We start from the raw sequence: 26,953 nt of genomic DNA, 5'->3' as shown, positions 1-26,953 counted from the left end.
AGACCGGCCTGGAAGGCAGTGTGGGACGCAGTATCGCCGAGACGTGCCGCGGGCGGCTAGCGCGGACGCCGCGCCGACCAGAACAGCCAGGTCAGATGCGCGACGGACGGCAACAGCGCGGGGCCGAGTGCGAGCATCAACAAGCTGCGGCCGACAACGCGCGTGCCGTCGGAGCCACCAAAAGCCGGCCCGCCGTCGTACCAGGCGGATCCGAACATCCAGAGCGTTGCCGCAATGCCCGAACCGATCCCCCACCACCAGCCACGCGAGATACGCAGCAGTCCCAGGCGACCGCTGCGCAGAAATCCGATGCTCAGACGCAACCAGGCGATCAGACCCGCAAGCCCCATCAGCGACAGCATGAATATCCAAGCCGGCGCGCCGAGCATCGACATGTACACGCCCACCAGCGCCACACCGCCACCGATCCACAGCACCGGCATCCCCAATATCAGCGCGTGCACTGCATAGACGATGCGTTGACGGTGATCCCCATGCCATGGATCGACAGGTTCACCCACTTCGCCCGATCCGGTCGCAGGTGTCGGGCCCGGCGCTACGCGTTCCAGCGCAGCGCCAGAGCGCTCAGCCATACACCGGGTATTTCGCACACTGAGCGGCAACCTTGTCGCGCACCTTGGCGATAACAGTCTCGTCGGCCGGCGCGTCGAGCACGTCGCAGATCCAGTGCGCGAGATCCGTGCAGTCCTGTTCGACGTAGCCACGCGTGGTGACCGCCGGCGTGCCCAGGCGCAGGCCCGAAGTCACGAAGGGCTTACGCGGATCGTTGGGCACCGCGTTCTTGTTGACCGTGATATGCGCCTCGCCCAACGCCTCTTCCGCATCCTTGCCGCTGACGTCCTTGCCGATCATGTCGACCAGCATCAGGTGGTTCTCGGTGCCACCAGAGACGATCTTGTAGCCGCGTTCGATGATGACCTTCGCCATCGCCTGCGCGTTCTTCACCACCTGCTGCTGATAGGTCTTGAACGCGGGCTCCAGCGCTTCTTTGAACGCGACCGCCTTGCCGGCGATCACGTGCATCAGCGGGCCACCCTGGATGCCGGGGAACACGATCGACTGCAGCTTTTTCTCGATCGCTTCGCCCGCGCCCTTGGCGACGATGATGCCGCCGCGCGGTCCGCGCAGCGTCTTGTGCGTGGTGGAGGTGACGACGTGCGCGTGCGGCAGCGGGCTCGGGTAGACGCCCGCGGCCACGAGACCGGCGACGTGGGCCATGTCGACGAACAGGATCGCGTCGACCTTGTCGGCGATGGCGCGGAAGCGTGCCCAGTCGACAACCTGGGAGTACGCCGAGAACCCGGCGACGACCATCTTCGGCTTGTGCTCGAGCGCGAGGCGCTCGACCTCGTCGTAATCGATCAGGCCGGCATCGTCGACGCCGTACTGGATCGCGTTGAACAGCTTGCCCGAGACGTTGACCTTGGCGCCGTGGGTCAGGTGACCGCCGTGCGCCAGCGACATGCCGAGGATCGTGTCGCCCGGCTGCAGCAGCGCCAGATACACCGCCTGGTTGGCCTGCGAACCCGAGTGCGGCTGCACATTGGCATAGTCCGCGTCGAACAGCTGCTTCACGCGGTCGATCGCCAGCTGCTCGGCGATGTCGACGTATTCGCAGCCGCCGTAATAGCGCTTGCCCGGATAGCCTTCGGCGTACTTGTTCGTGAGCTGGCTGCCCTGCGCCTCCATCACCAGCGCGCTGCAGTAGTTCTCCGAGGCGATCAGCTCGACATGGTCTTCCTGGCGGCGGACCTCGTTCGCGATGGCCTGGGCGAGGTCGGGATCGTAGCTTTCGAGACGGGCGTCGCGCTGGAACATCGAGGGCTCCGGAACAGTGAACGGCGAGGCCGGCCATTGTAGCGCCGGCCCGCCCGGCGCGCGGCCCCGCCGGGCGTGAGCCGTTATAATCGCCGCCATCCCTTCCCCACCCGACGCCGCCCGACCGGGCCCCGGCGCGGGCCGGCACAACCGGAGCCCCCATGTCGCAATACATCTACACCATGAACCGCGTGTCCAAGGTGGTCCCGCCGAAGCGGCAGATCATCAAGGACATCTCGCTGTCGTTCTTCCCGGGCGCGAAGATCGGCCTGCTGGGCCTCAACGGCTCCGGCAAGTCCACCGTGCTGAAGATCATGGCCGGCGTGGACCAGGATTTCGAAGGCGAGGCGCGTGCGCAGGCCGGCACCAAGGTCGGCTACCTGGCGCAGGAGCCGGAGCTCGATCCGGAGATGACGGTCCGCGAAGCGGTCGAGGAAGGCGTGGGCGAAGTGCTGCAGGCCCAGGCCGCGCTGGACAAGGTCTACGACGCCTACGCCGAGGAAGGCGCCGATTTCGACGCGCTGGCCAAGGAACAGGAACGCCTGGAGGCGATTCTCGCCGCGGGCGATGCGCACACGCTGGAAAACCAGCTGGACGTGGCCGCCGATGCGCTGCGTCTGCCGCCGTGGGAGGCCAAGGTCGGCAACCTGTCTGGCGGTGAGAAGCGCCGCGTCGCGCTGTGCCGCCTGCTGCTGCAGAAGCCGGACATGCTGCTGCTCGACGAACCGACCAACCATCTCGACGCCGAGTCGGTGGAATGGCTGGAGCAGTTCCTCGCGCGCTACACCGGCACCGTCGTCGCGGTCACCCATGACCGCTACTTCCTCGACAACGCCGCCGAGTGGATCCTCGAGCTCGACCGCGGCCGCGGCATTCCGTGGAAGGGCAACTACACCGAATGGCTGACGCAGAAGGACGAGCGCCTGAAGCAGGAAGACAACCAAGAGAAGTCACGCCAGAAGGCGATCCAGAAGGAACTGGAATGGTCGCGGCAGAACGCCAAGGGCGGCCGCACCAAGGGCAAGGCGCGTCTGGCCCGCCTGGAAGAGCTGCAGTCGGTGGATTACCAGAAGCGCAACGAGACCAACGAGCTGTTCATCCCGCCGGGCGAACGCCTGGGCAACGCGGTGATGGAGTTCAAGAACGTCAGCAAGAAGTTCGGCGACCGCCTGCTGATCGACAACCTGTCGATGATCATCCCGCCGGGCGCGATCGTCGGCATCATCGGCCCGAACGGCGCGGGTAAATCCACCCTGTTCAAGATGATCACGGGGCAGGAAAAGCCAGATTCGGGCGAGATCGTCGTGGGACCGACCGTGCAGCTGAGTTACGTCGACCAGAGCCGCGATGCGCTGGAGGGCAACCACAACGTCTTCCAGGAAATCGCCGGCGGCCTCGACATCCTCAACATCAACGGCGTCGAGATCCAGTCGCGCGCCTACATCGGCCGCTTCAACTTCAAGGGCCAGGACCAGCAGAAGCTGGTGGGCACGCTTTCGGGTGGCGAGCGCGGCCGTCTGCACATGGCCAAGACCCTGTTGCAGGGTGGCAACGTGCTGCTGCTCGACGAACCGTCGAACGATCTCGACATCGAAACCCTGCGGTCACTCGAAGACGCGCTGCTGGAGTTCCCCGGCAATACCTTCGTGATCTCGCATGACCGCTGGTTCCTCGACCGCATCGCCACGCACATCATCGCGTTCGAAGGCGACAGCCACGTCGAGTTCTTCCAGGGCAACTACCGCGAGTACGAAGAAGACAAGCGCCGCCGCATGGGCGACGACGCCGGTCCGAAGCGGCTGCGGTTCAAGGCGCTGAAGTAATCGTCGTGGCTCGGCATCCGCGCAGGTACGCGCGGACCAGATGCCAGGCGGACGTGAGCCCCTCTCCCTCCGGGAGAGGGGTTGGGGTGAGGGCAGCGCAGACAACCGGGAGCCCCGCATGACCATCCAGACTCTGCAAGAACTCGAAGGCCTTAAGCGCGCCGGCGCACTCGTCGCGCGCATCCTGTCGACGATGCGCGAGCAGGCACTGGCCGGCACGACACCGCGTGAGCTCGATGCCGTCGGCGCAGACATGCTGCACGACGCCGGCGCGCACTCCGCGCCGGTGCTGACCTACGGCTTCCCGGCCGCGACCTGCATCAGCGTCAACCGGGTCGTCGCGCACGGCATCCCGGATGCCACGCCGCTGCGCGATGGCGACCTGGTCAACATCGACGTCTCGGCCGAACTCGACGGGTTCTTCGCCGACACCGGCGCCAGCTTCGTCGTCGGCACCGCCAGCCCCGCGCAGCAGCGCCTGCTCGACGCGACCCGCGAAGCACGCGACGCCGCGATCGCCCAGCTGCGTGCGGGCGAACTGCTCAGCGGCATCGGCCGCACCATCGAGACCGTCGCCGCACGTCGGGGTTTCCGCGTCATCCGCAACCTGCAGAGCCACGGCGTCGGCCGTGCGCTGCACGAATCGCCCGGTTCGATTCCCGGCTACTTCGATCGTCGCGACACCCGTCGCCTGCACGACGGCATGGTCATCACCGTCGAGCCGTTCCTGGCCACGCATGCCACGCGCACCGAAGAGCTGGACGACGGCTGGTCGCTGATCTGCCCCAAGGGCTTCGGGGCGCAGTTCGAACACACCGTCGTCGTCACCCACGGCGCACCGATCATCGTCACCTGAGAGCCGTTACATGACGCCCACCTTCATGCAGGCGCTGCGTGCGCGCTGGCAATCCGCCGACACGCTCGTCTGCGTCGGCCTCGATCCCGAACCGGCGAAGTTTCCGACGCGGTTCGCCAATGATCCCGACGCGGTGTTCGCGTTCTGCCGCGACATCGCCGACGCGAGCGCCGAGTACGCCTGCGCGTTCAAGCCGCAGATCGCGCACTTCGCCGCCCTCGGCGCCGAAGCCGCTCTGCAGCGCCTGATCGCGCATCTGCATGCCACGCATCCCGGCGTGCCGGTGATCCTCGACGCCAAGCGCGGCGACATCGGTAGTACCGCGCAGCGCTACGTCGCCGAGGCATTCGATCGCTTCGAGGCCGACGCGGTCACGGTGAATCCCTATCTCGGGCGCGACTCGGTGCAGCCGTTTCTCGACCGCAGCGACAAGGGCGTCGTGATCCTGTGCCGCACCTCGAACCCGGGTGCGGCCGACCTGCAGGACCTGCCGGTCGCGCAAGCTGGCGCCACGCGGCCGCTGTATCAGAAGGTCGCCGAGACCATTGCGCGCGAGTGGAACGGCCACGGCAACGTGTCGCTGGTGGTCGGTGCGACCTGGCCCGAACAGCTGCGCGAAGTCCGCGCGATCGTCGGCGACATGCCGTTCCTGGTGCCCGGCGTCGGCGCACAGGGCGGCGATGTCGAGGCGGTGGTCGGCAATGCGAAGACTGCGGACGGCACCGGTCTGATGGTCAGTTCCTCACGCGCGATCCTCTACGCGTCGAACGGCGACGATTACGCAGACGCGGCGGCACGCGAGGCGCGTGCGTTGCGGGATGCGATCAACCGGTTTCGTTGAGGGCGCGCGAGAAGACCATTCCAGCCCAGATTTCTAGAGCCCTTCTTCCTCCGGGGTGAAGCGGCACGCTTGCGAGCCACTGGCTTGCGTGCCGATGAACGCCCTCGCGTCAACGCAAGGGCCGGGGCGCGGAGCGGGGGTTGGGGTGAGGGAGCTTTACGGAAACTGCTCAGTAAACCCCTGCCCTCACCCGACGCGCTTTGCGCGTCGACCCCGGATCAGGTCCGGGGCAGGCTCTCTCCCAAAGGGAGAGGTGCCAGCGTTACTGCGAAGATGCAGGCGAAAGCGCTTCTTCCTCAGCGAACAACTTCCACGAACACCGGATTCGAGTAGAACCACAGGTCCTGCCACGGGTCCTCGCCGGCCACATCCGGCGTTGGTTCGATCTGCGCATTCGACGTACCGCGCACGCGCACGAAGCCACGCGTCTGCGGCGCCGGCAGCGTGAGCTCGAATGCGATGCGGTTGCCGGTCTGCTGCCACTGCGTCGGGCGCACGGTGTGCACGGTCATGTCCGGCGTGCCGTCGGCAGTCGCCTGCCCGGCGATCACGTCGATGTGGTCGATCGGATTGCGGTCACCGTTGAAGTTGGTGCCCTCAGGCACGGTCACCGCGACCTGCACCGTCACCTGCGCATCAGCAGCCACCTGCAACGTGCCGCCCATCGTCGCTGGCGCCTTGCCCCCGGCGTGGACCTGCAGATCCAGCGTGTCGATCAGATCACCGGTCACCGCGAACATACGGCCATGTCGCAGGCCATCGAGAACATCCGCGCTGTCGTGGCGCGCCAGCACGTAGGTCTTGCTGTACTCCCCCGGCCAGAAATCGGCGCCGCCGATGTCGACGTTGCGATGCGAATCGGAGGTCGAGGTGATCCAGAAGCGCCTGCCCTCGGCGAGCAGCGTGTCCCAGACGCCGCCGAGCTGCGCCGTCATCTGGTCGAAGCCACCCCAGGTTTTGGCGGCATCGTTGCGATAAAGGCCGCGATGGCGCCGGTCCGCCTGATGGCCCGGCGCGCCCTCCATGCCGACGAGCACGTCCGGCGCCGCATCCTGCCAGGCGCGCAGTTCGCCCGGCTCGACCTGGCCCCAGACGCCGACTGCGGTCGCGGTGCGTGAGGGATGGTTGACGAACATCAGCGGCTGCGGTTCCTGCGCCTGCATGTAGCGCAGCGCGGCGAGCATCGCCTCGGGCGTGTCGCGCGCGTCGTCGTCGACCTCGCGCCGGTTGAAGCGGCGTTCCAGCTCGACCAGCATCGTGTTCTCGTGCGCGCCGGGCGCCATGATCAACGACGCGTGCTCGCCGGCCGGCACGTCGAATTCCATGCCGTGGAACTGCAGCACCTCGGGCACTTCGACTCGCGCCTGCTGCAGCGCAGGCCAAGCGGAATCGTGTGTGACCGCCGAATGGTTTGGACCGCCATGGTCGGTGTGCACCATCCATGTCAGGCCGTGCCGACGGGCTTCCTCTGCATTGCGGGTACGCGAGTACGGTGAGTCGCCACCGCGGATCGGCGTGGGCGGCGACGTGGCCTCGTCCCAGTTGACGCTCCACTCGCTGTGGACGTGGTGGTCGCCTGCCAGCCAGCTGCGGCCTTCGCTGGCGTCGCTGGCGTGCGCGACGCCGGCGAGCGCCAGCAACAGCAAGGGGAAGCACGCGCGGCGCACGCGCATGGACGGAACGGGCTGGGCAGTCATACGGATATCCGGTTGTGAAGTGCACGCGACGCGAACGCACGGCCGGGCATTTCATCGCACTGCGATGTCATCCCGATGAAACCGAACGAGCATCCGGCGGCAGTGTGCTGCATGGCTGGCCGGGGTAACCGCGTCATGGCATCGCCCGCACATCGACCACATCGCGCAGAACGGCAACGTCGTCCTGCAGTGAGACGCTGAGGGCGAAGCTGCCGACATGGATGAAAGCGCCCACCTCACCAGCCACGAGGAGGTGCCCCACGCGCCTTCGGAAACATGCGGCACACCAATCAGCACCGCGGGCTTCAGGCCAGTCTATGACCCGTGAGCGCTACCGCCTTGGTCCAGTGCGTGTCTACCCTGCGGACCGAAACAGCGTGCGGATCTGCCCCGCACCGCCCCGCACGTCCGCGCTTGCACCGCTGTTGGCTCTCGCAGCATTCGCAAGAAGTCGCAGGCCGTGGCACAGCGCCGACAGCGCGCCACGCACGCGCAGCCACCCGCGGCGATCCATCACGCCTCCAAGGCTGGGTCAGCCGAGGAAGTCGAGCACGGGCTGACTGAAATTACCCAAGCCGGGGAACACTGTCGGCAGATCGGCATCGGCCACGCCGAGCCAGCGGGCGAACGTAGCGCCGAACTGGTTGGTCGACGTCGTGGGTATCATGCGCCCGCGCTCGACGGCCTGAGGCCCGTCCAGTTCGAGCAAGGGATAGGCACCATGTACGCGGCGGCCACGCAGCGGGCCGCCTGTGCCCGACGCGCCACCCATCATCAGCTGCACCCCGCCCCAAGCATGGTCGGTACCGTTGCCGTTGCTGTTGAGGGTGCGTCCGAAGTCGCTCATCGTGAAGCTCACGACGTCATTGAGCGCGCCCACTTCGACCAGCGCATTGCGGAATGCGGCGAGCCCCTCGCTCAGCCTCGACAGCAGACGCGCGTGGCTGCCTTCCGCCATCTGGTTGTCGTGCGTGTCGAAGCCGCCGAGCGTCGCGTAATAGATCTGGCGGGAATGGTTGATCGCGCTGCCACGGCTGGCCTTGATCATCCGCGCGATCATCCGCAGCTGCGACGCCAGGCTTTCATTAGCCGGAAACGCGGTCGTGATGTCCCCGCCCGCGGCCGGATCGAGGGCCGCACGCAAGGTGTCGCTGATCTGCATCGTGCCCTCGCCGAGCACGGCGTAGTGGTCCTGCATGATCGGCGTATAGCGACGGTCGAGCATCGTCTCCAACGCTTCACGGCGGATGCGTTCGGCGGCGTTGGTGGCACTGGTGAACCGGCGAAGCGCGACCGGTCCGCCCGTGCCCATGCCGTAGGCGGTCGTCGCGCTGCCGCTCTGGAACAGGTTGTTGCCGGCCAGCGAGATCGTCGGCGGCAGGGTCGAAAGCCCGGCCGCATTGGCGAACTCGAGGCGGTCGGCGCAGCGGCCGCCCCAGCCCGTGGTCGAACTGGCCAGCTCGGATTCGCCCCGCATCCACAGGCGTTGCTGGTCGTTGTGGGAATACAGCGCCTGCGGCAGCCGCCGGCTGCGCGCGATGTACTCGGCCTTGGTCACCGGTTGCACCAGCGTCCCGACGTTGGCCATGAAGCCCAGTTCGCCCCTGTCGAACAGTGGCTTGAGCGACGCACACGATGGATGCAGGCCCCAGGTCTTGCCGGCTGTGTCGGTCACCTGCACCAGTGCATCGCGCGCCAGGCCCAGACCCTGCGAGTTGCTGGCGGCATTGAACACGCCGCCCCGGCTCGCTAGGTAGACATCGTGTTCCTCGCGCACATGCGGCACGAGCATGTTGAAGGAGTCGTTGCCGCCGAGCAGGAAGATGCAGACGACGGCCCGGTAGCCGGGCGTCGCCACGGGGGAGGCGGCGAGCGCACGCCCCATGAGTTGCAGTTGGGGCAGCGTCGCCACAGCCGCGCCACCAGCGAGCAGCGCGCCGAGCCGGGCGATGAACTGGCGACGCGAGGTGCGGGAATAGGTGTCCATCGTGACCTCAGCGCTGGATGACGAATTCGGGAGAGGCAACGGCGAGCTGCACCAGCGAACGCACGCGCTCGTCGGCAGGCCGCCGCTCGATTTTGAGGCGATCGAGCATCAACACCATCACAGCCCGGTTGTCCGCTGTGAGCGCGCCCGCCAGCAGCAGGGTATTGATCTGGTCGACCATGGCGACGTGGTTGTCCTGTTCTGCCAGCGTCAGTAGCGGGCGGATGTCGAGTACCGGCGCCGACGTGTTGGCAGTGGGCGGCGCAGACTGCAGCTGCGACCAGCCCGCACTGTCGAGCTGGTTGAACACACTGACGAAGGTGGCTTCGTTGTAGAGCTGGAGTTCCGGCGCGTAGAGCCCGGCGGCGCCGTTGGCACCCTGCAGCCGATAGTCGGGCTCGAAGAAGTTGAACACCGAAGGCGCCCGCAGCGAATCCTGGCCGAGGCTGGTGGCGAAGTCCCACGCGTTTGAAAAGCCGAAGTAGTACTGCCCGTCGGCACGTGGGAAATAGCGGGCATCGAACGCACGCCACAACGCGGTGAGCTGCAGCAAGGGCTCGCGGGCCTTGCCGTAACTGGCGTTGTCAGGTGCCGGCGGAATCCGCGCCTCGACGTCGAGCAGGATCGCCTTGATCACACGCCCGAGGTCGCCGCCGGTATCGGTCCACACCTTGGCCACGCGCGCGATGTATTGCGGGCTGGGATTGCTGGTGACGAAACGCTGGATCAACTGCCGGCTGATGAACGGCGCGACGTTCGGATGCGTCGAGAGGGCGTCGAGCATCTTCGCAAGACTGGCGACGCAGTTGCTGCCCTCGTTGATGACCACGCCGTTGAAGATGGTCTTGGGCTGGTCGTCGTGGAACTCTGGCACGCAGCTCATCGGGCGCGCCTCGTTGTCGGCGCCCCAGCGCCAGAACGTGTCGCGGGTGTTGCCCGGCCAGGTCCAGCCAGTGAGCACCCGCGCCATGCTTTTGACCGTTTCCTGGTCGTAGGTCGGGATGGTGCGCCCCTGGGCATCGAGCTTGGGACTGAAATCGGGGTTGCGCTCGACCAGGCCGATCGAAAACAGCTGCATCAGCTCACGTGCGTAGTTCTCGTCGGGCACGATGGTGACCCGTACGCCCTGCCCGTTGTTGTAGCTCGTCGACTTGCGGTTCGACATGTGGCTCAGGTACAGCCCCATCGCCGGATGCAGCGTGACCTGTTCCACCAGCTGCCGATACGAGCCGAATGCGCCACGCGCGAGCATGTCCTGGTAGTCGCTGATGCGACCGAAATTCGCTGTGTTGTAGTCCCGGTCGGAGACGACGAAGATTTCGCTCAGCGCGAAGCCCATGCGCATGCGCAACTGGTCGGGTCGTGTCGTCGCCTGCCAGAGCCAGTAGTTGCGGCGCTCAGCGTAATTGAGCTGCGCCACCGGGATCGACAGGATGTGCGGCGTCACCAGCGTGGCCGGCGTGCGGACCGGGTCGAGCTGCTCGTCGATCCACGCCGCATATCCGATCCGGCGAAGTCGGTCGATGTCGGCACGCGTCGGCCCGAACGTGGCCTGCACCAGAAAGCGTGCGGCCTCGGCATCGGTGGCGGGAATGGCGTTGAAGGCCGGCGCAGGTGCGGGCGCGGGTGCACCGGGCGCAGGCGATGGCGCGGCGTCTCCGCCTCCTCCGCCGCCACAGGCGGACAGCATCAAGGCCACGAGCGCGATCGGCGCCCAAGCGGTTCTGGACATTCGAATTTCCCCGGTTGCAGCAGCGGCGTGTCCCCGGCGTTAGCGTACACATGGCGTGAACACATTCGACAGTCGGGCGGCTCGCAGTGCATGCGGATCGTCCGCTCTGCCAACCCAGTCGCACTTTTCGGGGGGTTGGCTCAGCCGGCGGCGCGTGCCGCGGCGCGTGCGGCCGCCACAGGCAGCCGCAACCAGACCATCGCCCAGACCCCGATCCGGACAGGCCAGGTGCGATGCCGGGCCTCGAAGCGACGGAAATAACGCCACAGACCCCGATGCTTGTGCCATTCCACGAACACTGGACGGGCGCGACTGGAAACTCCGCGCACATGCACGACCACGATGTCGTTGGCCACGGCGACGACGGCGCCCGCCTCGCGCGCCCGTCGGCACAGGTCCAAGTCCTCGGCATGCAGACGATACCCCTCGTCGAACCCGTCGATCCGGTTGAACAGGACCCTCGGCAGCAGCATCAGCGCTCCCGAGACCGCGTCGACGGGTTGCAGCGCCTGCTGCGGATCGCTGGGCACGGACAGGTTTCTCGCCGCCGCGCGACGCAGCATCGCGGCGAAATCGGGATCGCGGCGGCGCGCAGCCGGATCGTGCACACCATCCTCGCCGACGAGGTCGGTGCCCAGCAGGCTGTCGGTCCCCAGTGCGCGGGCATGCGCGTGCAGCCGCGACAGTGTGTCGGATTCGACCATGCAGTCCGGGTTGACGAATGCGATCCAGCCCGCGTCCGCAGCGCGCGCGCCTTGGTTGCAGGCCACACCGAAACCGGGGTTGTCGGGATTTCCGATGAAGCGCACGCGCGGGTCGAGCGAAGCATGCCGTTGCACGATCCCGAGTGTCGTGTCGCTGGACGCGTTGTCGACGATGCGGATCTGGGCGACGCCATTGGCCGCGCGCAGGCGCGTGAGACAGGCATCGATCGTGCTGCCGCTCTGATGGGTGACGACGACGGCGACGATATCGGCCAGGTTGGGAACTGCGTCAGTCACTTCGGCGCCGTGTCTACGGTGGGCGCGACATTGTCCGATGCATCGGGTGCAGTTGGCGTGTCGCCAGCGCTGCTTGCCCTCGCTGCCCTCACCCCACCATCCGCTTCGCGGATGGCGCCCCCCTCTCCCGGGAGGGAGAGGGATGTGGGCAGACCGACTGCGTCCGCCGTTTCGTCGTAGAACAGCTGCTGCTGCGCTGGCGCGTTTTCCAGCGCCTCGAAGTCGCGCTGCAGCGCCACGCGCGTCGCGTATAGCGGGTCCTGCATCAGGAAGCTCGCGAGCCGCGAATGCCAGGATGGCCAGCGCACAGCGAGCGCGTCCATGTCGCCATCGGCCGGACCACCCTCGCCGCCGCGCGCGACGAATGCGGTCTCGCACAGCGCGTTGCGCCAGCCCAGTCCCGCCATGCGCAACGACAGGTCGATCAAAGCGGCATACCAGGAGTGGTAGCTCGATGCATCGAGCCCACCGGCTTTACGGCGCGCGTTGCCACGCAGCAGCACCGCATGACCGATGGCGGCCGGCAGTTCCGGGTACAGCGGCGGCAGGCCCTGGCAGGCGCGCGCGAGGCGGGAGAGGTCATCGGGCACCGGATTGATCTCGCCGATCCGCGGCCAAGCGGCGGATTCGCCGGCGTTGCTCCACGGCGTCGCGGTGGCGATGGACGCATCGCGCGTGAAGCAGGCTGCCAGTGCGTTGGCCCAGCCCTGCGCGGGAATCGCATCCGGCGCGAGCACGATGACATCCGCATCGCCGCAGGCGCGTAGCACGTCGTCGAGATGCGCGACCTCGCCGATCGAGCGCTGGCGGCAGGTGTAGTCGGCCTGCAGCGGCGTGCTGGCGAGCCAGCGCTGCACGACCTCCGCGCCGCGCGGCCCGATGCGCGCATCGTCGGCCAGCCAGATCCGCGTGCCCGCCGGTGTGCCGGCGTCAAGCGCGGCCAGGCACGCGTCGAGCGCGTCGTCGTCATGCCCGACCGGCAGCAGGATCACCGGCAGCTCAGCCATGCGCATTAACTCCGCGCATCGCGGCACTCAGTCCTGCGAACGCTGCAGCGGCTGCAGCGCGCGGAAACGGCGCCCGTACTCGTCGGTCAACTGCCGCGCCTCGAGCGGATTGCGCACGATGGTCGGCGTCAGCAGCACGATGACTTCGCTACGTTCGGTTCCCGAGCGCTGTGAACCGAACAGGCCGCCGATCACGGGAATGCGGCTGAGACCCGGAATCCCGGCCGAGGTGCGCGACACCTGGTCACGGATCAGACCTGCCAGCATCACCGTGTCGCCTGCCTGCACCGCAGCCTCGGTCTTGAGCCGGCGCGTATCGATGCGCACATTGCCCTGCGAATCGGCGGTGTTCTGCGGCTGCGGCGAACTCACTTCCTGCACGATGTCGAGGAACACCATGCCGTCGCGGGTGACGCGCGGACGGACCTTGAGGATCGTGCCGGTTTCAATGTACTGGACCTGGGTGTACTGGCTGTCGCCGAGGATCGGATTCACACTACTCGATGAAATGGGAATGCTCGCGCCGACGTTGAACTCGGCCATTGCGTTGTTGCGCACGAACACCGACGGGGATTGCAGAATCTGTACATCGGTCACTTCGTCCAGAGCCCGGATCACCGCGGCTGCGTCGTTCCTCACCAGCGTCCAGGCCAAGCCGGGCCCCGTGGATGCACCGCCGACCGCGGCACCCAGCGTGCTCCAGCGGCTCGGCCCGCCGATACCTGGCTCACCCGGCCCAGGAAACGGCCCGATACTGTTGTCACTGACGCCCTGCCCGATGAACCAGTTCACGCCGTATTCGAGATCGCCGCTAAGGAGCACTTCGACCACCTGGGCTTCGATGTGCACCTGCGCCGGCATTACGTCGAGCCGCTCGACGACATCGCGAATCGAACGCCAGGCCGCCGGCGTCGTGCGCACCAGCAGGGTGTTGGTTTCATCGACCGCCGACACGCCGACGCGATCGCCTTCCACTTCCAACGTCACGCTGCTCGGACCGTCCTGCTGCTCGCTGAGCTGCATCTGGCCCACGCCGCCCCCTCCACCGCTCATCCCGGAACCGCCGCCGCGATTGTTGCTGCCGAGGCCGGAACTGCCGCCACTATCAAAACCGGATGAGCCGTCCGTACCGCCCGTGCGCAAGGTGTTGCCGGTCAAGCCCGGCATCAGCGACGCCGCGTCCTGGCCCCCGCTTCGTCCGCTGCCACCGCCGAACACTTCCGACAATCGCTGCGCGAGTTCGCGGGCCTTGATGAACTTCAGTTCGTAGGAGAACAGCTTCGGATCCTGGCCGGCGTTGTCGATGCGCTCCAGCCATTGCTGGATCTCGCCCAGATAATCGGCCTGCGGCGTGATCACCAGCACCGCGTTCGCGCCTTCCAGTGGCATGAAGCGGAACATGCCCGAGACCGGCGATTCGCTGTCCGCGCCGAACACCTTTTCCAGATCGGCGACGACCTGCGTGGCTTTGCCCGACTGCAACGGGAACACGCCGACCGACATGCCCGACAGCCAGTCGACGTCGAAGATCTCGATCGTGCGCAGGTAGTTGTCGAGTTCGGAGCGGCTGCCGGAAATCGTGATGACGTTGCGCGCGTTGTCGGCCGAGACGATCGCGTTCGGACGCGCGTACGGCTCGAGCACCTTCTCCATCTCGGTCGCGGAGATGTAGCGCAGCGGCACGGTACGCACTTCGAAACCACGCGCCGCACCGGTACTGCCGGTACGCGGCGCGACGGTGCCGGTCGCGAGCGCGGTGTCGGCGGCGACAATGTTGTAGCGGCCGTCGCTGTAGATCATGCGGGCGTTGTTCCAGCCCAGCACCATCTCCAACAGGCTCAGCGCCTGGGCCGCGCTCACCGGCTGCGGCGTTGCCAGGGTGACCGTGCCCTGCACTTCCGGCGCGATGACGTAGTTCTGGCCGAGCATGTCGCCGAGGATCGCCTTGGCGACGGCGTGCACCGATTCGCCTTCGAAATTGAACGAGGCCTGCCCGCTGGTCGCGCCCAGTGTCGGCGGCGCGGCGGAGGCGGCGCGCTGGTTGAGTACGGTGCCACTGCCGCGGCGGATCTGCGGCTGCGGACGCTCGTCATCGGCCAGCAGCGGCTGCGTGCGGGCGCCGGGCGCCGATGCGGTATCGGCGGACGAGGTGCCCGCTTCCGCACCCTGGCGCAGGTCCGCGTCGCGGCGCATCGAAGCAGTCGGCGCACTGGCGCAGCCGGCGAGCAGTGCGATGCCGGTGCCGAGGGCGATGGCCCGGAGGTGGAAGGCTGGCGTCTGGAAAGGCTTCATCGACGGGAGTCTAGTCCTGGGCGGAATTGGGTTGCTGTTGCTGCTGGCGCAGACGTGCGCGCCGTTCTTCGATCCGGCGACGGATGGCTTCGACCTGCGCTTCCGACGGACCGGCGGCCTGCGCGGCCTCGGGCACGGCGCCACCGTCCGCGTTTATCGGCGACGCGCCCGTTGGGTCGACGCGATTGCGTGGCTGCGGCGACGCGCTGGCATTCGCAGCGTTTGCGGCGCGCGCTGCCGCCTCCGCAGCTTGCTGCGCGGCCTGCTCGGGCGACGCCGGGGGACGCGATGCCGCCTGCGCCGGTGACCGGCCGTCCGGGGGCGGCGTCGGGGTCATCGGTGTGGGCGGCTGTCCGCCGCTGCCGTCGAACACGCGCAGTTCCAGCGTGCGCGGACCTTCGGGCGTGGTGAACACCACGCTGCGCGCATCCACCGAATCGAGCAGCCAGTTCGTCGCTTCGGGCGGACCTTCGCCGACCTTGAGCCGGATCGAATCGCCGCCGCCGCTGGGCTGCAGGATCGCCATTGCGAAATCGGGCGTGCGCAGCACGCTGGTCAGCACGTAGTCGAATCCGGTGCCGCTGCCCTCGCCCTCGTCCTGCGGATCGATGAAGAACGGATGCGGCCGACGGTCGCCGCTGAACAACGGACGCGCGGCGACTTCGTCAAAGCTCGACAGCGGCGGCGCTGGCGCGGTATTCGCAGGGGCAGGACCGATCGGCGCGGCGACGCTGCCATCGTCCTCCAGCGCGCCGATGCGGCTGCCGAGTCCGGCCAGCGACAGCAGCGCGAACAGCAGCGCCCAGCCACCGACCGCGGCCACCAGCCAGGTGTGTGCGTTGGTGGCATCAATCCGCATCGTTGCCTCCATCGACCACCGCCGGCTGCCTACGTGCGGCGGTGCTGGGGGCGGGCGTCGCGCCGGTCGTCGGCAGCACGTAGCCGGACAGGTCGAAACTCACGTCGACGCCGCCACTGGTCGCCCCGGCCGCGAGCGTGTGCCGCTGGCTGAGGATGTTGAGATTGTCGACGAACAGAAGGGGCGTGCCCGTCTCCAGCGAATGCAGCACCGCAGCCAGTTCCGGATTGCCGCAGCGCAGCCGCACCTGCACCGTCGCACGCGGATACTTGTCGGTGCGCGGGCCGGCGATCGGCGAGCGGTTGCTGATCGCGCAGCTGCGGTTGCCGGGGCTCGCGTCGAGCACCGCGCTTTCGAGACGCTGCACCAGCGCCGCGGTCGCGAGCTCGACGCCGGCCTGCGGCATGAAACCGGGGGTCTCTTCCATCGACGCGCGGGCGCGCTCGAGCTCGGCGCGCACCAGTGGCGCCTGCTCGAGTTCGCGGCGGATGCGCAACTCGCGCTCCTGCAGCGTGTCGATACGTGTGCCGAGCTCGCGCATCGACTGGGTCCACCAAGGATGGATCAGCAACAGATATCCCAGCAGCAGCACGCCGAGCAGCAGCGCGAGTGCCAGCCAGCGGTCGCGGGCCGACACGGGCCTATCGGGCATCGTCCGCACGCACGGGCTCCTGTGGTGTGGAGACAGCGGGCACCGGCACGGCCGCGGGCGGCGGCACGAGTTCGGCGGTCAACGTGAAGCGGTCGGAACGTGTGCGCGGATCGTTCTGCAGCGCGCCAGCCAGCGCAGGCGCGCGCCACAGCGTGGAGCCCGCCAGCTGACCGACCAGCGCCGAGGCTTCGGTGCTCAGACCGATCAGCAACACGCGGTCGCCTTCGATCGCGGCCTTCTCCAGCGATGTGGAATCCGGCAGCCGGCGCGCGAGTTCGTCGAGCACTGCGACGGTCAGCGGCCGCGCGGCGCGTTGCGCCTGCAGGAACGCCATGCCTTCGCGCAGATCGGTCAGCTGCTGGCGTTGCGCGGATGCCGCGCGCGCACGCGTCGCCTCCGACGCGACACGCGCTTCCAGTGCATCGGCGGCGGCGCTGCGGTTCTCGCGCATCTGCCACAGGCCGAACGCGGTCAGCAGCACGGCGATGCCGAGGATCAGCAGTTGCACGCGGCGCTGCGGATCCTCGCGGCGACGACGACGTGCGTCGTCGATCAGGTTGACGCCCAGCGGGCCGCCGTCGCCGGCGAGATCGATGCCGGCGAGCATCGGCGCCAGCGGACCGAGCGCCGCGAGCTGTGCGTCGATCGCGGCGCGCGGCACCACCACCAGTTCCACGTCGATCTGGCCGTCGCCGCGCCGGCCGAGCACGCGGTGGTCGTAGCGCACGTCAGCGGCGGCGAACGGCGTCTGCCGGTCGATCTCGAAGCCGAGCACATCGTGCAGGCGGTCGCCGGCGGCTTCGGGCAGGGTCAGTTGCCGACGCAGGCCGGTACGCGCGGGCAGCAGCAGCCAGCGCGGCAGCTCGATCGTCCGCGGCGCGAGCAGGGCAGCCAGCGGATCGCCGGCGGTGTCGTCGAACGAGACGCGCGGCACGTTCGCGAGGTCGCGCACGCCATCGGCATCCTGGAGTTGCAGCGCGATATCCGCACCACTGCCGACCAGCAGCAGACGTCGGCTGGCGAGCCCGAACAGCTCGCGCACGCGCGCCGGCAACCAGGCCGACAGCGCCGCGCCCCACCACGACAGAAACGTGCGGACACGTACGGACGTGCGGCCGTCCAGACGCCATGTGCGACGGCCGGGCGCGCGTTCGGCCGGAGATGCGGGTGTAGCGGACATCATCGTGGTGACGCTCCTTCCTCCCAACGCAGCACGGTGTAGGCCGTGCCCGGTACGGCGCCACCGCCGGTCCTGACGACTGCACGCAACCGCGCGGTCCGTCCTTCCGGGAGCCGCGCCTGGCTCTCGACACTATACGTGCCGCTGCCGCCGCCCAGCAGGGCGCCCATGAGCTGCGCCGCAGTGGCTTCGCGTGCGGCGAGGATCGGATCGGCTTCCACGCCCATCGCCCGCAGCACCGGCGCGGCGGCGAACTGCGGATCAGGCGTCGGCAGCCGGGTGTAGATGGTGAGGTAAGGGGCGACGGCCTCGAACAGCTCCGGCGTCATGCCCAGTACCTGTTCGACCTCGGCAACGCTTTCGAACGGCGCGTTCTTGGCGCCGTAGGGCCGCCCCGCGCTGGCGTAGTCCGCGGCTTCGGCGCCGCCGGTGATCTGCACGAAATCGTCGCCGTCGCGCCAGTCGATGATCGCGCCGGCGACCTGCACGGCGATGCTCTGTTCAGCGCCGGTGACCTGCAGCAGCGCGGCCAGCAGCGAAGCGTCGGCGGCGTTGAGATCGACCTTGCCGGTCTCGTCGACGAGGTTCAGTTCCACATCGATGTCGTGGAAGCGCCAGGCGTAGGGACGCCCGTCGGGCTGCCACTGCAATGCAGGATCATCCATCGCCAGCCGCGTCAGCGCGTACTCAAGGCCCGCGCGCGCAGCCTGGTCGCCGGCGACACCGCGGCTGAGCACACGGCCCTGCTGCTGTTCGATGCGCGCGGTCAACGCGAAGGCGCCGACCAGCGCGGCCAGCAGCGTGATCAGCCACAGCACCAGCAGCAGCGCCGCGCCGCGATGCGCGCGCGCGCTCATGGCAGTGCCACCGGGGCGGCTTGTCCGGTGCCCTGCGGCAAGGTGACCACGAGCGTGGGCCAGACGCCGTCGCGCTCGGTCTCGATCTGCACTTCGACCTGCAACGGCAATGCAGCAGGTCCCCAGCGCTCCTGCCATTCGCCGAGCGCACCCGTCTCGTCGAAGCCGCGATAGCGCAGGCGCAGTTCGACGAGATCGTCGACCAGGGGTTCCGGCGGACGTGGACTGGGCGGCTCGATCGTGCGACCGGTCATCACCATGCCGAATGCGACCGTCAGGCGCTGCGCGCCGCGCACGTCGTCGACCGCGATGTCGTGCAGATGCGGCCCGCCCTGCCCCAGATAGTTCGGCAGATCGGCAACAAAGCGCAGACGCTGCGGCTCGCCGACGAACTGCGAGATCTCGCCGGTGCTTTCGTCGGTCTGGAATGCGATCTGCTGCGCGGATGCGACGCGCCGGCGCAGGAAGCCTTCCACCGCGCGCATCCGCTCGCTGCGCTGTGACAGCGCTTCCCCGCGATCGACGGTCGCCGTCGCGGCGCGCAACGTGGTCAGCGCCAAAGCGAGTCCAGCGGCCAGCAACACCGTCGCCAGCAGCACCTCGATCAACGTGAAACCGCGCGCGTGCTTCATGGCGTCAGCACCCCGGGCGCATCGGATTCGCGCAGCCGCAACGTGTGCACCTGCAGCCGCTCGCGCGGACCACGCTCGCCCCAGTCGACCGCCAGTGCGATCTCGAACAACTGCTGGCCGGACGGATCAAGGAGTGTCGGCGGCATCTGCGGATCGACGTAGGGCACGATCTCCAGCGTCCAGCGATAGCGCCCGTCCTCGAACTCGCCAGTGGTACTGCCTGGCACCACAGGAATATCGATGCCGATGCCATCCAGCAGCGACTGCGCATGCAGCGCCGCGCGCCCGGAATCCGCCGCCCAGCGCACCTGGCGCGTGCCGTTCGACAACGTGCCGAGCAACAGCATCAGCGCGATGCCCAGCACCGCGAAGGCCACGATGACTTCGATCAAGGTGTATCCGCGCTGGCCGCGATGACTCATTCGTCCGCGTTCGCGCGGGATAGACGCACTTCGCCGGTCAGCCAGGCCACATCGACCTGCCACGCCGCCTCGCGCAACAACACACGCACACGACCGCCAGTCGCGGCGCCGTCGGCGAAGAACAGGATCACGCCTTCGCTGTCGCTCGACTGCAGTTCGCGCGCACCGGTGAATTCGACTGCTAGTGGTTCCGGAATCGTGCCGTGACGGCCATTGGGCGCCTGCCAGGTGCGCGCCTGCGGATCGATCACGAAGCGCTGCGGCTCGCCGGTCGAGATCGCCTGCGCCCGGGTGTAACGCAACTGCGCGGCGATCGTCTTGCTTGTGGACTGCAGCGCGATGCGATCGAAACCGCCGCTCATGGCGGCCGCCGCCAGCACGCCGGTCACGGCAATCAGGCCGACGACCAGCAGCACTTCGAGCAGTGAGAAACCGCGAACCCTGGCGATGCGGTGCGACATCTGGCGCGGCGACGTTCCGGAGCGGGAGCAGCCCCGGAATCTAGCATCATCAGCGCCGCTATCCACAGCGCGCGGGCCGCTTATTCGTAACGGATATCTGCGTTGACGCTATCGCCGCCAGGCTTGCGATCAGCGCCGTAGCTGACGATCTCGAAGGGCTGACTGTTGCCCGGCGCGGCGAACTCGTAGGGCGTGTTCCAGGGATCGCGCAGCTCCGCGTCCTTCGCGTACGGGCCGAGCCAGCCACTGGCGCCGCCGGGCGCGGTGACAAGATCTCCCAGCGAATTGGGCAGCGTGCCGGTATCCATTTCGTACTGGTGCACCTTTTCGGCCAGCGTCTGCACCTGCGCCTTGGCGAGGTTCACGCGCGCGCGGTCGCCGCCGCCGAGGATGCGGGTCGCGGCGAACGCGACGATGCCACCGATCAGTACGACGACGAGGATGATCTCGATCAGGCTGAAACCGCCCTGCGCGCTGCGCGGGCTGCCGAGGGGACGCGATCTGCGGATGTGCTGCATCGACACTGCCTCGCTCAAGAGTCTGGTCCGCATTGTATGACGCCGCGCAGCTGAACCTAGCCGATGACGCTGGTCAGGTCGTAGATCGGCACCAGCACCGCGAGGATCACCACCATCACCACCAGCGCGAGCAGCATCGTAATCGCCGGCACCAGCGCGGCGAGCATGCGGTCGAGCGATGTACCGGTCTGCTGGTCGAAGGTGTCCGCGGTCTTGAGCAGCATGGCGTCGAGCGCGCCCGACTCCTCGCCGACCTGGATCATCTGGATTGCGAGCCGCGGAAAACGTTTGCTGCGACCCAGCGCCGTCGACAGGCCGACACCGTTCTTGACCTCCGACTCGGCCGATTCGACGTCCGCCGACAGCGCCAGATTGCCCAGCACCTTGCGGCCGATGCCCAGCGCCGCGATCAGCGGCACACCGTTGCGCAGCAGCGTGCCCAGCGTGCGGGCCAGCCGCGCGGTTTCGATACGCGCGACCAGTGGGCCGAAGATCCTGCGCTGGAGCAGCCAGGCGTCGAACCGCAGCCGGAACCGCGCGTCGCGCAGCTTCAGCACGAAGGCGTAGATCGCGATCACCGGCACCGCCAGCATCAGGATCCACCAGTCGCGCACGAACTCGCCGAGGCCGAGCACGATCTTGGTGAACATCGGCAGTTCCGCATCCAGGCTGTCGTACATCGCTGCGAACTGCGGCACCACGTAACCGAGCAGGAACATCAACGACGCGCCGACCATGACGATCAGGATCGCCGGGTAGATCAGCGCGTTGACCACGCGGCCGCGCAACAGGCGCGCGCTTTCGAGGTAATCGGCGAGGCGCTGCAGCGTGTCTTCGAGACTACCGCCAGCTTCGCCGGCGCGCACCATGTTCACGTACAGCCGCGAGAACGTACCGTGCTGGCGTTCGAGCGCGGTCGACAGCGACACACCGCCGCGCACCGCGTCACGCAGTTCGGTGATCGTGCGCTTGGCTTCCGGCTCCTCGGGCAGATCGAGCAGGATCGTCAGTGCGCGATCCAGCGGCTGACCGGCGTTGAGCAGCGTCGCGAGCTGCTGGGTGAACTGCACCAGCCGCGGCCCCGAGAACGGCTTGGGCTTGAACAACGCCTTCCAGTCCTCGACCGCCCGCGCCTCGCTTGCCGGCCGCGCCTCGATTGGCAGATGGCCCTGCTCCTGCAGCCGCAGCGCGACCTCGGCTTCGCTGGCGGCGTCCATCGTGCCGTCGAGCGTTTCACCGCGGGTGTTGAGGGCTTTGTAGCGGTAGAGGGTCATTGGGGCGGCGCAATACGCACAAACGAAGTGAGGGGAGAGAAATCTTTGCCGACCTGGTATCCAGAGGTGCAAGCCACTGGATTCCCGCGTTCGCGGGAATGACGCGTTATGGGAGGCCGAAGTTTGCGGACGGCTGGACGTTGACTGCCGTCATTCCCGCGAACGCGGGAATCCAGCGCCTTCCCGTATTGCCGGTGGTCCCCGCCACTTACCCGATGATCTCGCTCCACAGATCTCGCCAGTACGGATTCGCAGACTCGATCAAATCCACCTTCCACGCTCGCCGCCATTTCTTGATCTGCTTCTCGCGAGCGATCGCCGACGGCATCGTTTCGTGTCGTTCGAACCAGACCAGATGATGGGTGTCGTAGCGCGCGCTGAAGCCGTCTATCACGGATGTTCGGTGTTGCCAGACCCGCTGCGCCAGGTTCGATGTGACGCCCAGATACAGCGTGCCATTGCGCGCGCGCGCCAGCAGGTAGACACAGGGATTCCGCTCCATTGACGACGACCTCTTCCTTGAGGTGGCGCGTCGCCGCACCGTGGCGGAAAACGCCCGAGGCGCTGGATCCCCGCGTTTGCGGGGATGACGTGGCGCGAGAGCCTGAAGCTTTGCGCAATGCTGCCATCACGCGTCCTCCGTCACCCGCAGCACTTCCTCGATCGTCGTCTTCCCAGCCAGCGCCTTGAGGATGCCGTCCTCGTACATCGTGCGCATGCCCGATTCGCGGGCGAGCTGTTCGAGCTCGCCCATGCCGGCGTGACGCATCACCGCGCGGCGCAGCGTGTCGTTCATGACCAGGAACTCGACGATCGTCGTGCGGCCGAGGTAGCCGGTAGGCGCACCAGCCGACGGGCCCGGGCGATACAGCACGATCTCGCCTTCCGGCTGGAACCGGCGCAGCTCGAAGCGTTCGATCTCCTCGGGCGATGCCGCGTAGCGCACGGCGTGCGTGGGCTCGAGCCTGCGCACGAGGCGCTGGGCGAGGATGCCGTTGATCGTCGAGGTGAGCAGGTAATCCTCGACGCCCATGTCGAGCATGCGGGTGATGCCGCCGGCGGCGTTGTTGGTGTGCAGCGTGCTGAGCACCAGATGGCCGGTCAGTGCTGACTGGATCGCGATGCGCGCGGTTTCCAGGTCGCGCATTTCGCCGATCATGATGATGTCCGGATCCTGGCGGACGATCGAACGCAGGGCGTGCGCGAAATCGAGACCGATCTGCGGCTTGGCCTGGATCTGGTTGATACCTTCGATCTGGTATTCGACCGGATCTTCGACGGTGATGATCTTGACGTCCGGCGTATTGAGCTGCGACAGCGCGGTGTAGAGCGTCGTGGTCTTGCCCGAACCGGTCGGGCCGGTGACCAGCAGGATGCCGTGCGGCTGGTCGAGCACCTTGTTGAACTGCGGCAGGAATTCGTCGGTGAACCCGAGCCGATAGAAATCGAAGACCACGGTTTCGCGATCGAGCAGACGCATCACCACGCTCTCGCCGTGCGCGGTCGGCATTGTGGAGACGCGCAGGTCGAGCTCCTTGCCCTGCACGCGCAGCATGATGCGGCCGTCCTGCGGCAACCGGCGCTCGGCGATATTGAGCCGCGCCATGATCTTGATGCGGCTGATCACCGCCGCGGTGAGATTCACCGGTGGGCTTTCGCCGTCGATCAGTACGCCGTCGACGCGATAGCGCACTTTCAGACGGCTCTCGAACGGTTCGATGTGGATGTCGGAGGCGCGCAGCTCGACCGCGCGCTGGATCACGAGGTTCACCAGCCGGATCACCGGCGCTTCGGACGCGAGGTCGCGCAGATGCTCGACGTCGTCGACATCGCCACCGCCCTCGCCATCGGCCGATTCGATGATCGTGCCCATCGCGCTGCGACCCTGGCCGTACCAGCGTTCGATCAGATCGTCGATCTCCGAGCGCAGGCCGACGGCGGGCGCAATCTCGCAGCCGGTCGCCAGGCGCACGGCTTCGAGCGCGTAAGCATCAAACGGATCGGACATCCACACCTGCAGGCGGCCGCGACTTTCGCCGATCGGCAGCACATGGAACTGGCGCAGGAATCGCACTGACAAGGGCTGCGCGCCCTCGACGAGCTCCGGCGGATCTTCGGGCACCGACTTGGCAGACAGCAATGGCAGGCCCAGTTCTGCGGCGCAGGCTTCGGCATGGTCGCGCTCCGACACCAGACCCAGACGCCCGAGCAATGTCAGCAGACTGCCGCCGGCCTCGGCATGCAGGCGCTGCGCGCGCGCCAGATCGACATCCTTGAGCCGGCCGCTGGCGCGCAGGCGCGCGACGATGCGCGCTTCAGGCGTGTCGGGCGTCGCTGTGGAATCCTCGAGCACCGCATTCACTGCACGGCCATCCCATCAATTACGGATCGGCCGACTTTAGCAGTCGAAGGCGCCGGGCGCGGGCTGGATCAGCCTTGTGGCAGGTCGCTCGTTGCTGGCGCCGCGCCCTGCTTGAGGTCGGCCGGTGGCGGGTCTTCGCGGCGCATCTCGTCGGCGCTCGGCTTGCGGTCGCGGCTGCTCGGCGCCGGCACGTAGAAGCCGACACGTTCGAAGAAGCGGCGGTAGAAACCGGCGTCCTGCACGGTGCTGCTGGCGGTGCGCACCAGCGAATCCTCGCGACTGCCGACCGGCAGCGACAGCGAGCCGATTCCGCCGACACCGACGCTTGCCGAATTGGAACTCTTGCGCATCACGTAGCGATCCAGCAGGGCGCTGACGAACAGCAGGGAGCGCTCGTTGCCGCGCGACACACAGGACACGCGTACCGACAACTGCGTGTGCACGTCGTCCTCGGGCTGGAAATTCTTGGTCGCTTCCACCGCGTCGTCGCTGGACTTGCCGACTGCATAGCCCTGCCCCAGCAGCGCCAGACGCGCCGCGCTGCAGACCTGTGCCGGCGGCAGCTCGTAGGTACGCGAGTAGGTCTCGTCGGAATCGAAGGATTCGCCCATGAACGGCGCGTCCTCCCGCGCATTGCGTCCGCATGCGGCCAGCAGGAGCACGGCAACGGCCAGGGTGGTCAAACGCGGCAGGAATCGAACGGATCGCATCGGGGCAGGTCGGAAACCGGGACCGCGGCATGATACCGGTGCGCGAAGCGTCCAATCCGACCCGGCTTGCACGGTTCATCGTGCAGACGGACCCGCCGCGACGCGTCAATGCGCCTTGGGCGGCGCCTCCGGCGGTGCGTTGCGGGTTTGCCGCTCGGCCTCGAGCCAGTCGAGATGCTCGACCAGTGTGCGCCCCTGCGCTTCGGCCTCGGCGCTGGCCGCAGCATCGAGCGCTTTCGACACCGACAGCCGCGTGGCAATGCCGATCGCGTGGCGCGAGGCCGCGGTGTGCCGCAGCATCGCGAGCACCATCGCCGCGCTTGGCGTGGCGGCGACAGGCTCGCCGCGCAGCACGAGCGTCCACTCACCCTCGTGATAGGTCGCACCGGCGAGCACGCGCTCATCGGGCCCTTTGAGTTGCGCATGGATCTGCGGCGTGCCCGCGATGCCGTCGCTGCGACGCGGCGCATTGCGACGTCTTGCGTCGCGGCGGGACTTGGACGAGATGGACATCGGACGGCGGTCGTACGGAAGCCTGGCGCGACAGTATCCCAGATCGGCGCGGGGCCGCTGACCACTCCATCACGTGTGCGCTGCTGGAATGCAGGACCCGACCTCGAGGAGATTCCCATGGTCCAGGTGCTGCTATCCCTCCACGCATCGCGTGCATGCCGTCCCGCATTCCTGTCGCCATCGCGCGCATGCGACGCAGTGGGGGTTTGCTGATGCGGGTGGCGCGCGCGGCTTGCCGCAGATGGACCGACCGCGCCGGACACGTGGCGTGAGCGCGGCACAGGCGGAGCCGTCGCTGCGGTCGCCATCTGAAAGCAACACGAAGCCGTCCCCTGGACGGATCGGCGCGATCGATCTGGCACGGGGCTTCGCAGTCGTCCTGATGATCCTCAGCCATGGCACCAACGGCCTGATGCCGTTCGACGACTTCCCCGCCTGGGGCCAGGTGCCGGTCCACGCGATCACCAAGTTCTCCTCGTCACTGTTCGTGATCGTGTTCGGCATCGCGCTCGCCGTGGCGTTCGTGCCCAAGACCACGGCGCCCGACTGGCCACAGCGCCGCAACCGCCTGTTGTGGCGCGGGCTGGTGGTGCTGTTCTGGTACAAGGTGCTCACCGTCGTGGAGATGTACGGCCGCCACGACACGGGGGCGATCGTCGACACCCTGCTGTATCGCGATTTTCCCTCGTTCGTCGAGATCCTCGGCTTCTATGCCATCGCGCTGTTGTGGATTCCGTGGCTGCTGCCGCTGTGGGCGAAGACGCCTGCCTGGCTGCGCTGGCTGAGTCCTGTGCCGGTTGCGTTCGCGTCGTGGTGGCTGCTGCACCATTTCGATTTCTGGGGCGTGCCGCAACTGCAGGCGCTGATCGTCGAGCATCCCGATTACTACACCTGGGGCCAGCTTGCGCGCGGGCCGTTGATCCTGGTCGGCCTGCTGATCGGCGGCGTGCTGCTGCAGGCGTATCGCGCGCCACGCACGCGCTGGGCACTGGCCGGCGTGCTGGCGCTGGTATCGGCGGCATTGTTCGCCTGGTTCCTGATCCGCGCCGGCGAGCTGCGCCCGCTGCTGGTCGATATTGCGCGCAACACCGGCAAGCACCCCCCGCAACTGATGTTCATGCTCTTCAGCACCGGCGGCGCGTTCGCGTTGCTGGCGCTGGCGGTCGCCGGCGGCGAATGGCTGGCCAAGTGGCTGCGTCCGATCGCGGTCATCGGCAGCGATGCGCTGATGGCCTTCATCGTGCACATCAGCGTGATCTTCCTGCTGCTGCGCGAGACGCTGGGGCTGTACCAGTCCGTGACCTACGAGCGCGCGCTGCTGTTGACCGCTTTGCTGCTGGCCGCAACCGCGACCTGGATCTGGCTCTGGGGCGCGATGAAGCGCGCACTGAAGCGTTCGTCCGACAGCGAAGTTCAGCGCAAGTGAAGCGGCCGGTCA

24 protein-coding genes and 1 pseudogene are annotated in these 26,953 nt (G+C 67.7%); 4 read left to right on the top strand and 21 right to left on the bottom strand.

What is annotated here, in order from left to right:
* Positions 1-56: 56 nt before the first annotated feature.
* Positions 57-521, bottom strand: a complete 465-nt coding sequence (locus tag J2X52_RS17125; protein WP_310156265.1) for a hypothetical protein — start codon at positions 519-521, stop codon at positions 57-59.
* 64 nt (positions 522-585) lie between these two features.
* On the bottom strand, positions 586-1,839 hold the full coding sequence (gene glyA / locus J2X52_RS17120; RefSeq protein ID WP_310156262.1) for a serine hydroxymethyltransferase: 1,254 nt from the start codon (positions 1,837-1,839) through the stop codon (positions 586-588).
* A 161-nt stretch (positions 1,840-2,000) separates the two neighbouring features.
* Here glyA and ettA point away from each other — a divergent pair, with 161 nt between their 5' ends.
* The 3 genes from ettA to pyrF all read left to right on the top strand — a co-directional run bounded on the left by ettA (position 2,001) and on the right by pyrF (position 5,359).
* Entirely contained in the window at positions 2,001-3,662 is a 1,662-nt protein-coding gene (gene ettA / locus J2X52_RS17115; protein WP_310156259.1) for an energy-dependent translational throttle protein EttA, read from the top strand.
* 118 nt (positions 3,663-3,780) lie between these two features.
* A complete protein-coding gene (map, locus tag J2X52_RS17110; protein WP_310156258.1) occupies positions 3,781-4,518 on the top strand; it encodes a type I methionyl aminopeptidase in 738 nt (245 codons plus the stop codon).
* Between the two features lie 10 nt (positions 4,519-4,528).
* The gene (gene pyrF / locus J2X52_RS17105) at positions 4,529-5,359 is read left to right on the top strand and encodes an orotidine-5'-phosphate decarboxylase (RefSeq protein WP_310156256.1); all 831 of its coding nucleotides are present in this window, start codon (positions 4,529-4,531) and stop codon (positions 5,357-5,359) included.
* 296 nt (positions 5,360-5,655) lie between these two features.
* Here the strand turns inward: pyrF and J2X52_RS17100 are convergent, their stop codons facing one another.
* The 19 genes and pseudogenes from J2X52_RS17100 to J2X52_RS17010 all read right to left on the bottom strand — a co-directional run bounded on the left by J2X52_RS17100 (position 5,656) and on the right by J2X52_RS17010 (position 25,515).
* Positions 5,656-7,056, bottom strand: a complete 1,401-nt coding sequence (locus tag J2X52_RS17100) for a hypothetical protein (RefSeq protein ID WP_310156253.1) — start codon at positions 7,054-7,056, stop codon at positions 5,656-5,658.
* Positions 7,057-7,588: 532 nt separating this feature from the next.
* A complete protein-coding gene (locus J2X52_RS17095; protein WP_310156252.1) occupies positions 7,589-9,043 on the bottom strand; it encodes a DUF1501 domain-containing protein in 1,455 nt (484 codons plus the stop codon).
* Positions 9,044-9,050: 7 nt separating this feature from the next.
* Complete coding sequence (locus J2X52_RS17090; protein WP_310156248.1) at positions 9,051-10,775, bottom strand: DUF1800 domain-containing protein; 1,725 nt, start codon at positions 10,773-10,775, stop codon at positions 9,051-9,053.
* A gap of 140 nt (positions 10,776-10,915) precedes the next feature.
* Complete coding sequence (locus tag J2X52_RS17085; protein ID WP_310156243.1) at positions 10,916-11,776, bottom strand: glycosyltransferase family 2 protein; 861 nt, start codon at positions 11,774-11,776, stop codon at positions 10,916-10,918.
* A gap of 239 nt (positions 11,777-12,015) precedes the next feature.
* A pseudogene (locus J2X52_RS17080) lies at positions 12,016-12,783 on the bottom strand (glycosyltransferase); the annotation flags it as partial.
* Positions 12,784-12,810: 27 nt separating this feature from the next.
* Positions 12,811-15,075 (bottom strand): type II secretion system secretin GspD, encoded by a 2,265-nt coding sequence (gspD, locus tag J2X52_RS17075; protein WP_310156240.1) that lies wholly within the window; start codon positions 15,073-15,075, stop codon positions 12,811-12,813.
* A 10-nt stretch (positions 15,076-15,085) separates the two neighbouring features.
* The gene (locus tag J2X52_RS17070; RefSeq protein WP_310156237.1) at positions 15,086-15,934 is read right to left on the bottom strand and encodes a hypothetical protein; all 849 of its coding nucleotides are present in this window, start codon (positions 15,932-15,934) and stop codon (positions 15,086-15,088) included.
* Positions 15,924-16,571 carry a type II secretion system protein GspM gene (gspM, locus tag J2X52_RS17065; protein WP_310156234.1) on the bottom strand — a complete coding sequence of 216 codons (648 nt, stop codon included), beginning with the start codon at positions 16,569-16,571 and terminating at the stop codon, positions 15,924-15,926. Before gspM ends, J2X52_RS17070 begins: the two co-directional genes overlap by 11 nt.
* 4 nt (positions 16,572-16,575) lie before the next feature.
* Complete coding sequence (locus J2X52_RS17060; RefSeq protein WP_310156231.1) at positions 16,576-17,766, bottom strand: PilN domain-containing protein; 1,191 nt, start codon at positions 17,764-17,766, stop codon at positions 16,576-16,578.
* On the bottom strand, positions 17,766-18,623 hold the full coding sequence (locus J2X52_RS17055; RefSeq protein WP_310156228.1) for a type II secretion system protein GspK: 858 nt from the start codon (positions 18,621-18,623) through the stop codon (positions 17,766-17,768). Before J2X52_RS17055 ends, J2X52_RS17060 begins: the two co-directional genes overlap by 1 nt.
* Positions 18,620-19,255, bottom strand: a complete 636-nt coding sequence (locus J2X52_RS17050) for a prepilin-type N-terminal cleavage/methylation domain-containing protein (RefSeq protein WP_310156225.1) — start codon at positions 19,253-19,255, stop codon at positions 18,620-18,622. Before J2X52_RS17050 ends, J2X52_RS17055 begins: the two co-directional genes overlap by 4 nt.
* Positions 19,252-19,677: a type II secretion system protein gene (locus J2X52_RS17045; protein WP_310156221.1), complete on the bottom strand. Its 426-nt coding sequence runs from the start codon at positions 19,675-19,677 to the stop codon at positions 19,252-19,254. The genes J2X52_RS17050 and J2X52_RS17045 overlap by 4 nt, the downstream gene beginning before the upstream one ends.
* Positions 19,674-20,138 (bottom strand): GspH/FimT family pseudopilin, encoded by a 465-nt coding sequence (locus J2X52_RS17040; protein WP_310156218.1) that lies wholly within the window; start codon positions 20,136-20,138, stop codon positions 19,674-19,676. Before J2X52_RS17040 ends, J2X52_RS17045 begins: the two co-directional genes overlap by 4 nt.
* A gap of 80 nt (positions 20,139-20,218) precedes the next feature.
* Positions 20,219-20,656, bottom strand: a complete 438-nt coding sequence (gene gspG, locus J2X52_RS17035; protein ID WP_310156285.1) for a type II secretion system major pseudopilin GspG — start codon at positions 20,654-20,656, stop codon at positions 20,219-20,221.
* A gap of 56 nt (positions 20,657-20,712) precedes the next feature.
* On the bottom strand, positions 20,713-21,930 hold the full coding sequence (locus J2X52_RS17030) for a type II secretion system F family protein (RefSeq protein WP_310156214.1): 1,218 nt from the start codon (positions 21,928-21,930) through the stop codon (positions 20,713-20,715).
* 208 nt (positions 21,931-22,138) lie between these two features.
* The gene (locus J2X52_RS17025) at positions 22,139-22,432 is read right to left on the bottom strand and encodes a GIY-YIG nuclease family protein (RefSeq protein ID WP_310156211.1); all 294 of its coding nucleotides are present in this window, start codon (positions 22,430-22,432) and stop codon (positions 22,139-22,141) included.
* A gap of 126 nt (positions 22,433-22,558) precedes the next feature.
* Positions 22,559-24,238: a type II secretion system ATPase GspE gene (gspE, locus tag J2X52_RS17020; RefSeq protein ID WP_310156282.1), complete on the bottom strand. Its 1,680-nt coding sequence runs from the start codon at positions 24,236-24,238 to the stop codon at positions 22,559-22,561.
* Positions 24,239-24,360: 122 nt separating this feature from the next.
* Entirely contained in the window at positions 24,361-25,002 is a 642-nt protein-coding gene (locus tag J2X52_RS17015; protein ID WP_310156208.1) for a DUF2242 domain-containing protein, read from the bottom strand.
* A 105-nt stretch (positions 25,003-25,107) separates the two neighbouring features.
* Entirely contained in the window at positions 25,108-25,515 is a 408-nt protein-coding gene (locus J2X52_RS17010; RefSeq protein WP_310156206.1) for a hypothetical protein, read from the bottom strand.
* 88 nt (positions 25,516-25,603) lie between these two features.
* Between J2X52_RS17010 and J2X52_RS17005 the strand changes: the two genes are divergently transcribed.
* Positions 25,604-26,941 (top strand): acyltransferase family protein, encoded by a 1,338-nt coding sequence (locus J2X52_RS17005; protein WP_310156202.1) that lies wholly within the window; start codon positions 25,604-25,606, stop codon positions 26,939-26,941.
* Positions 26,942-26,953 lie beyond the last annotated feature (12 nt).

The sequence above is a fragment of the Luteimonas sp. 3794 genome, assembly GCF_031456825.1.
GTDB lineage: Bacteria > Pseudomonadota > Gammaproteobacteria > Xanthomonadales > Xanthomonadaceae > Luteimonas.
Note: the sequence above shows the minus strand (reverse complement) of the source record. Positions and strands in the feature narration are given on the sequence as shown.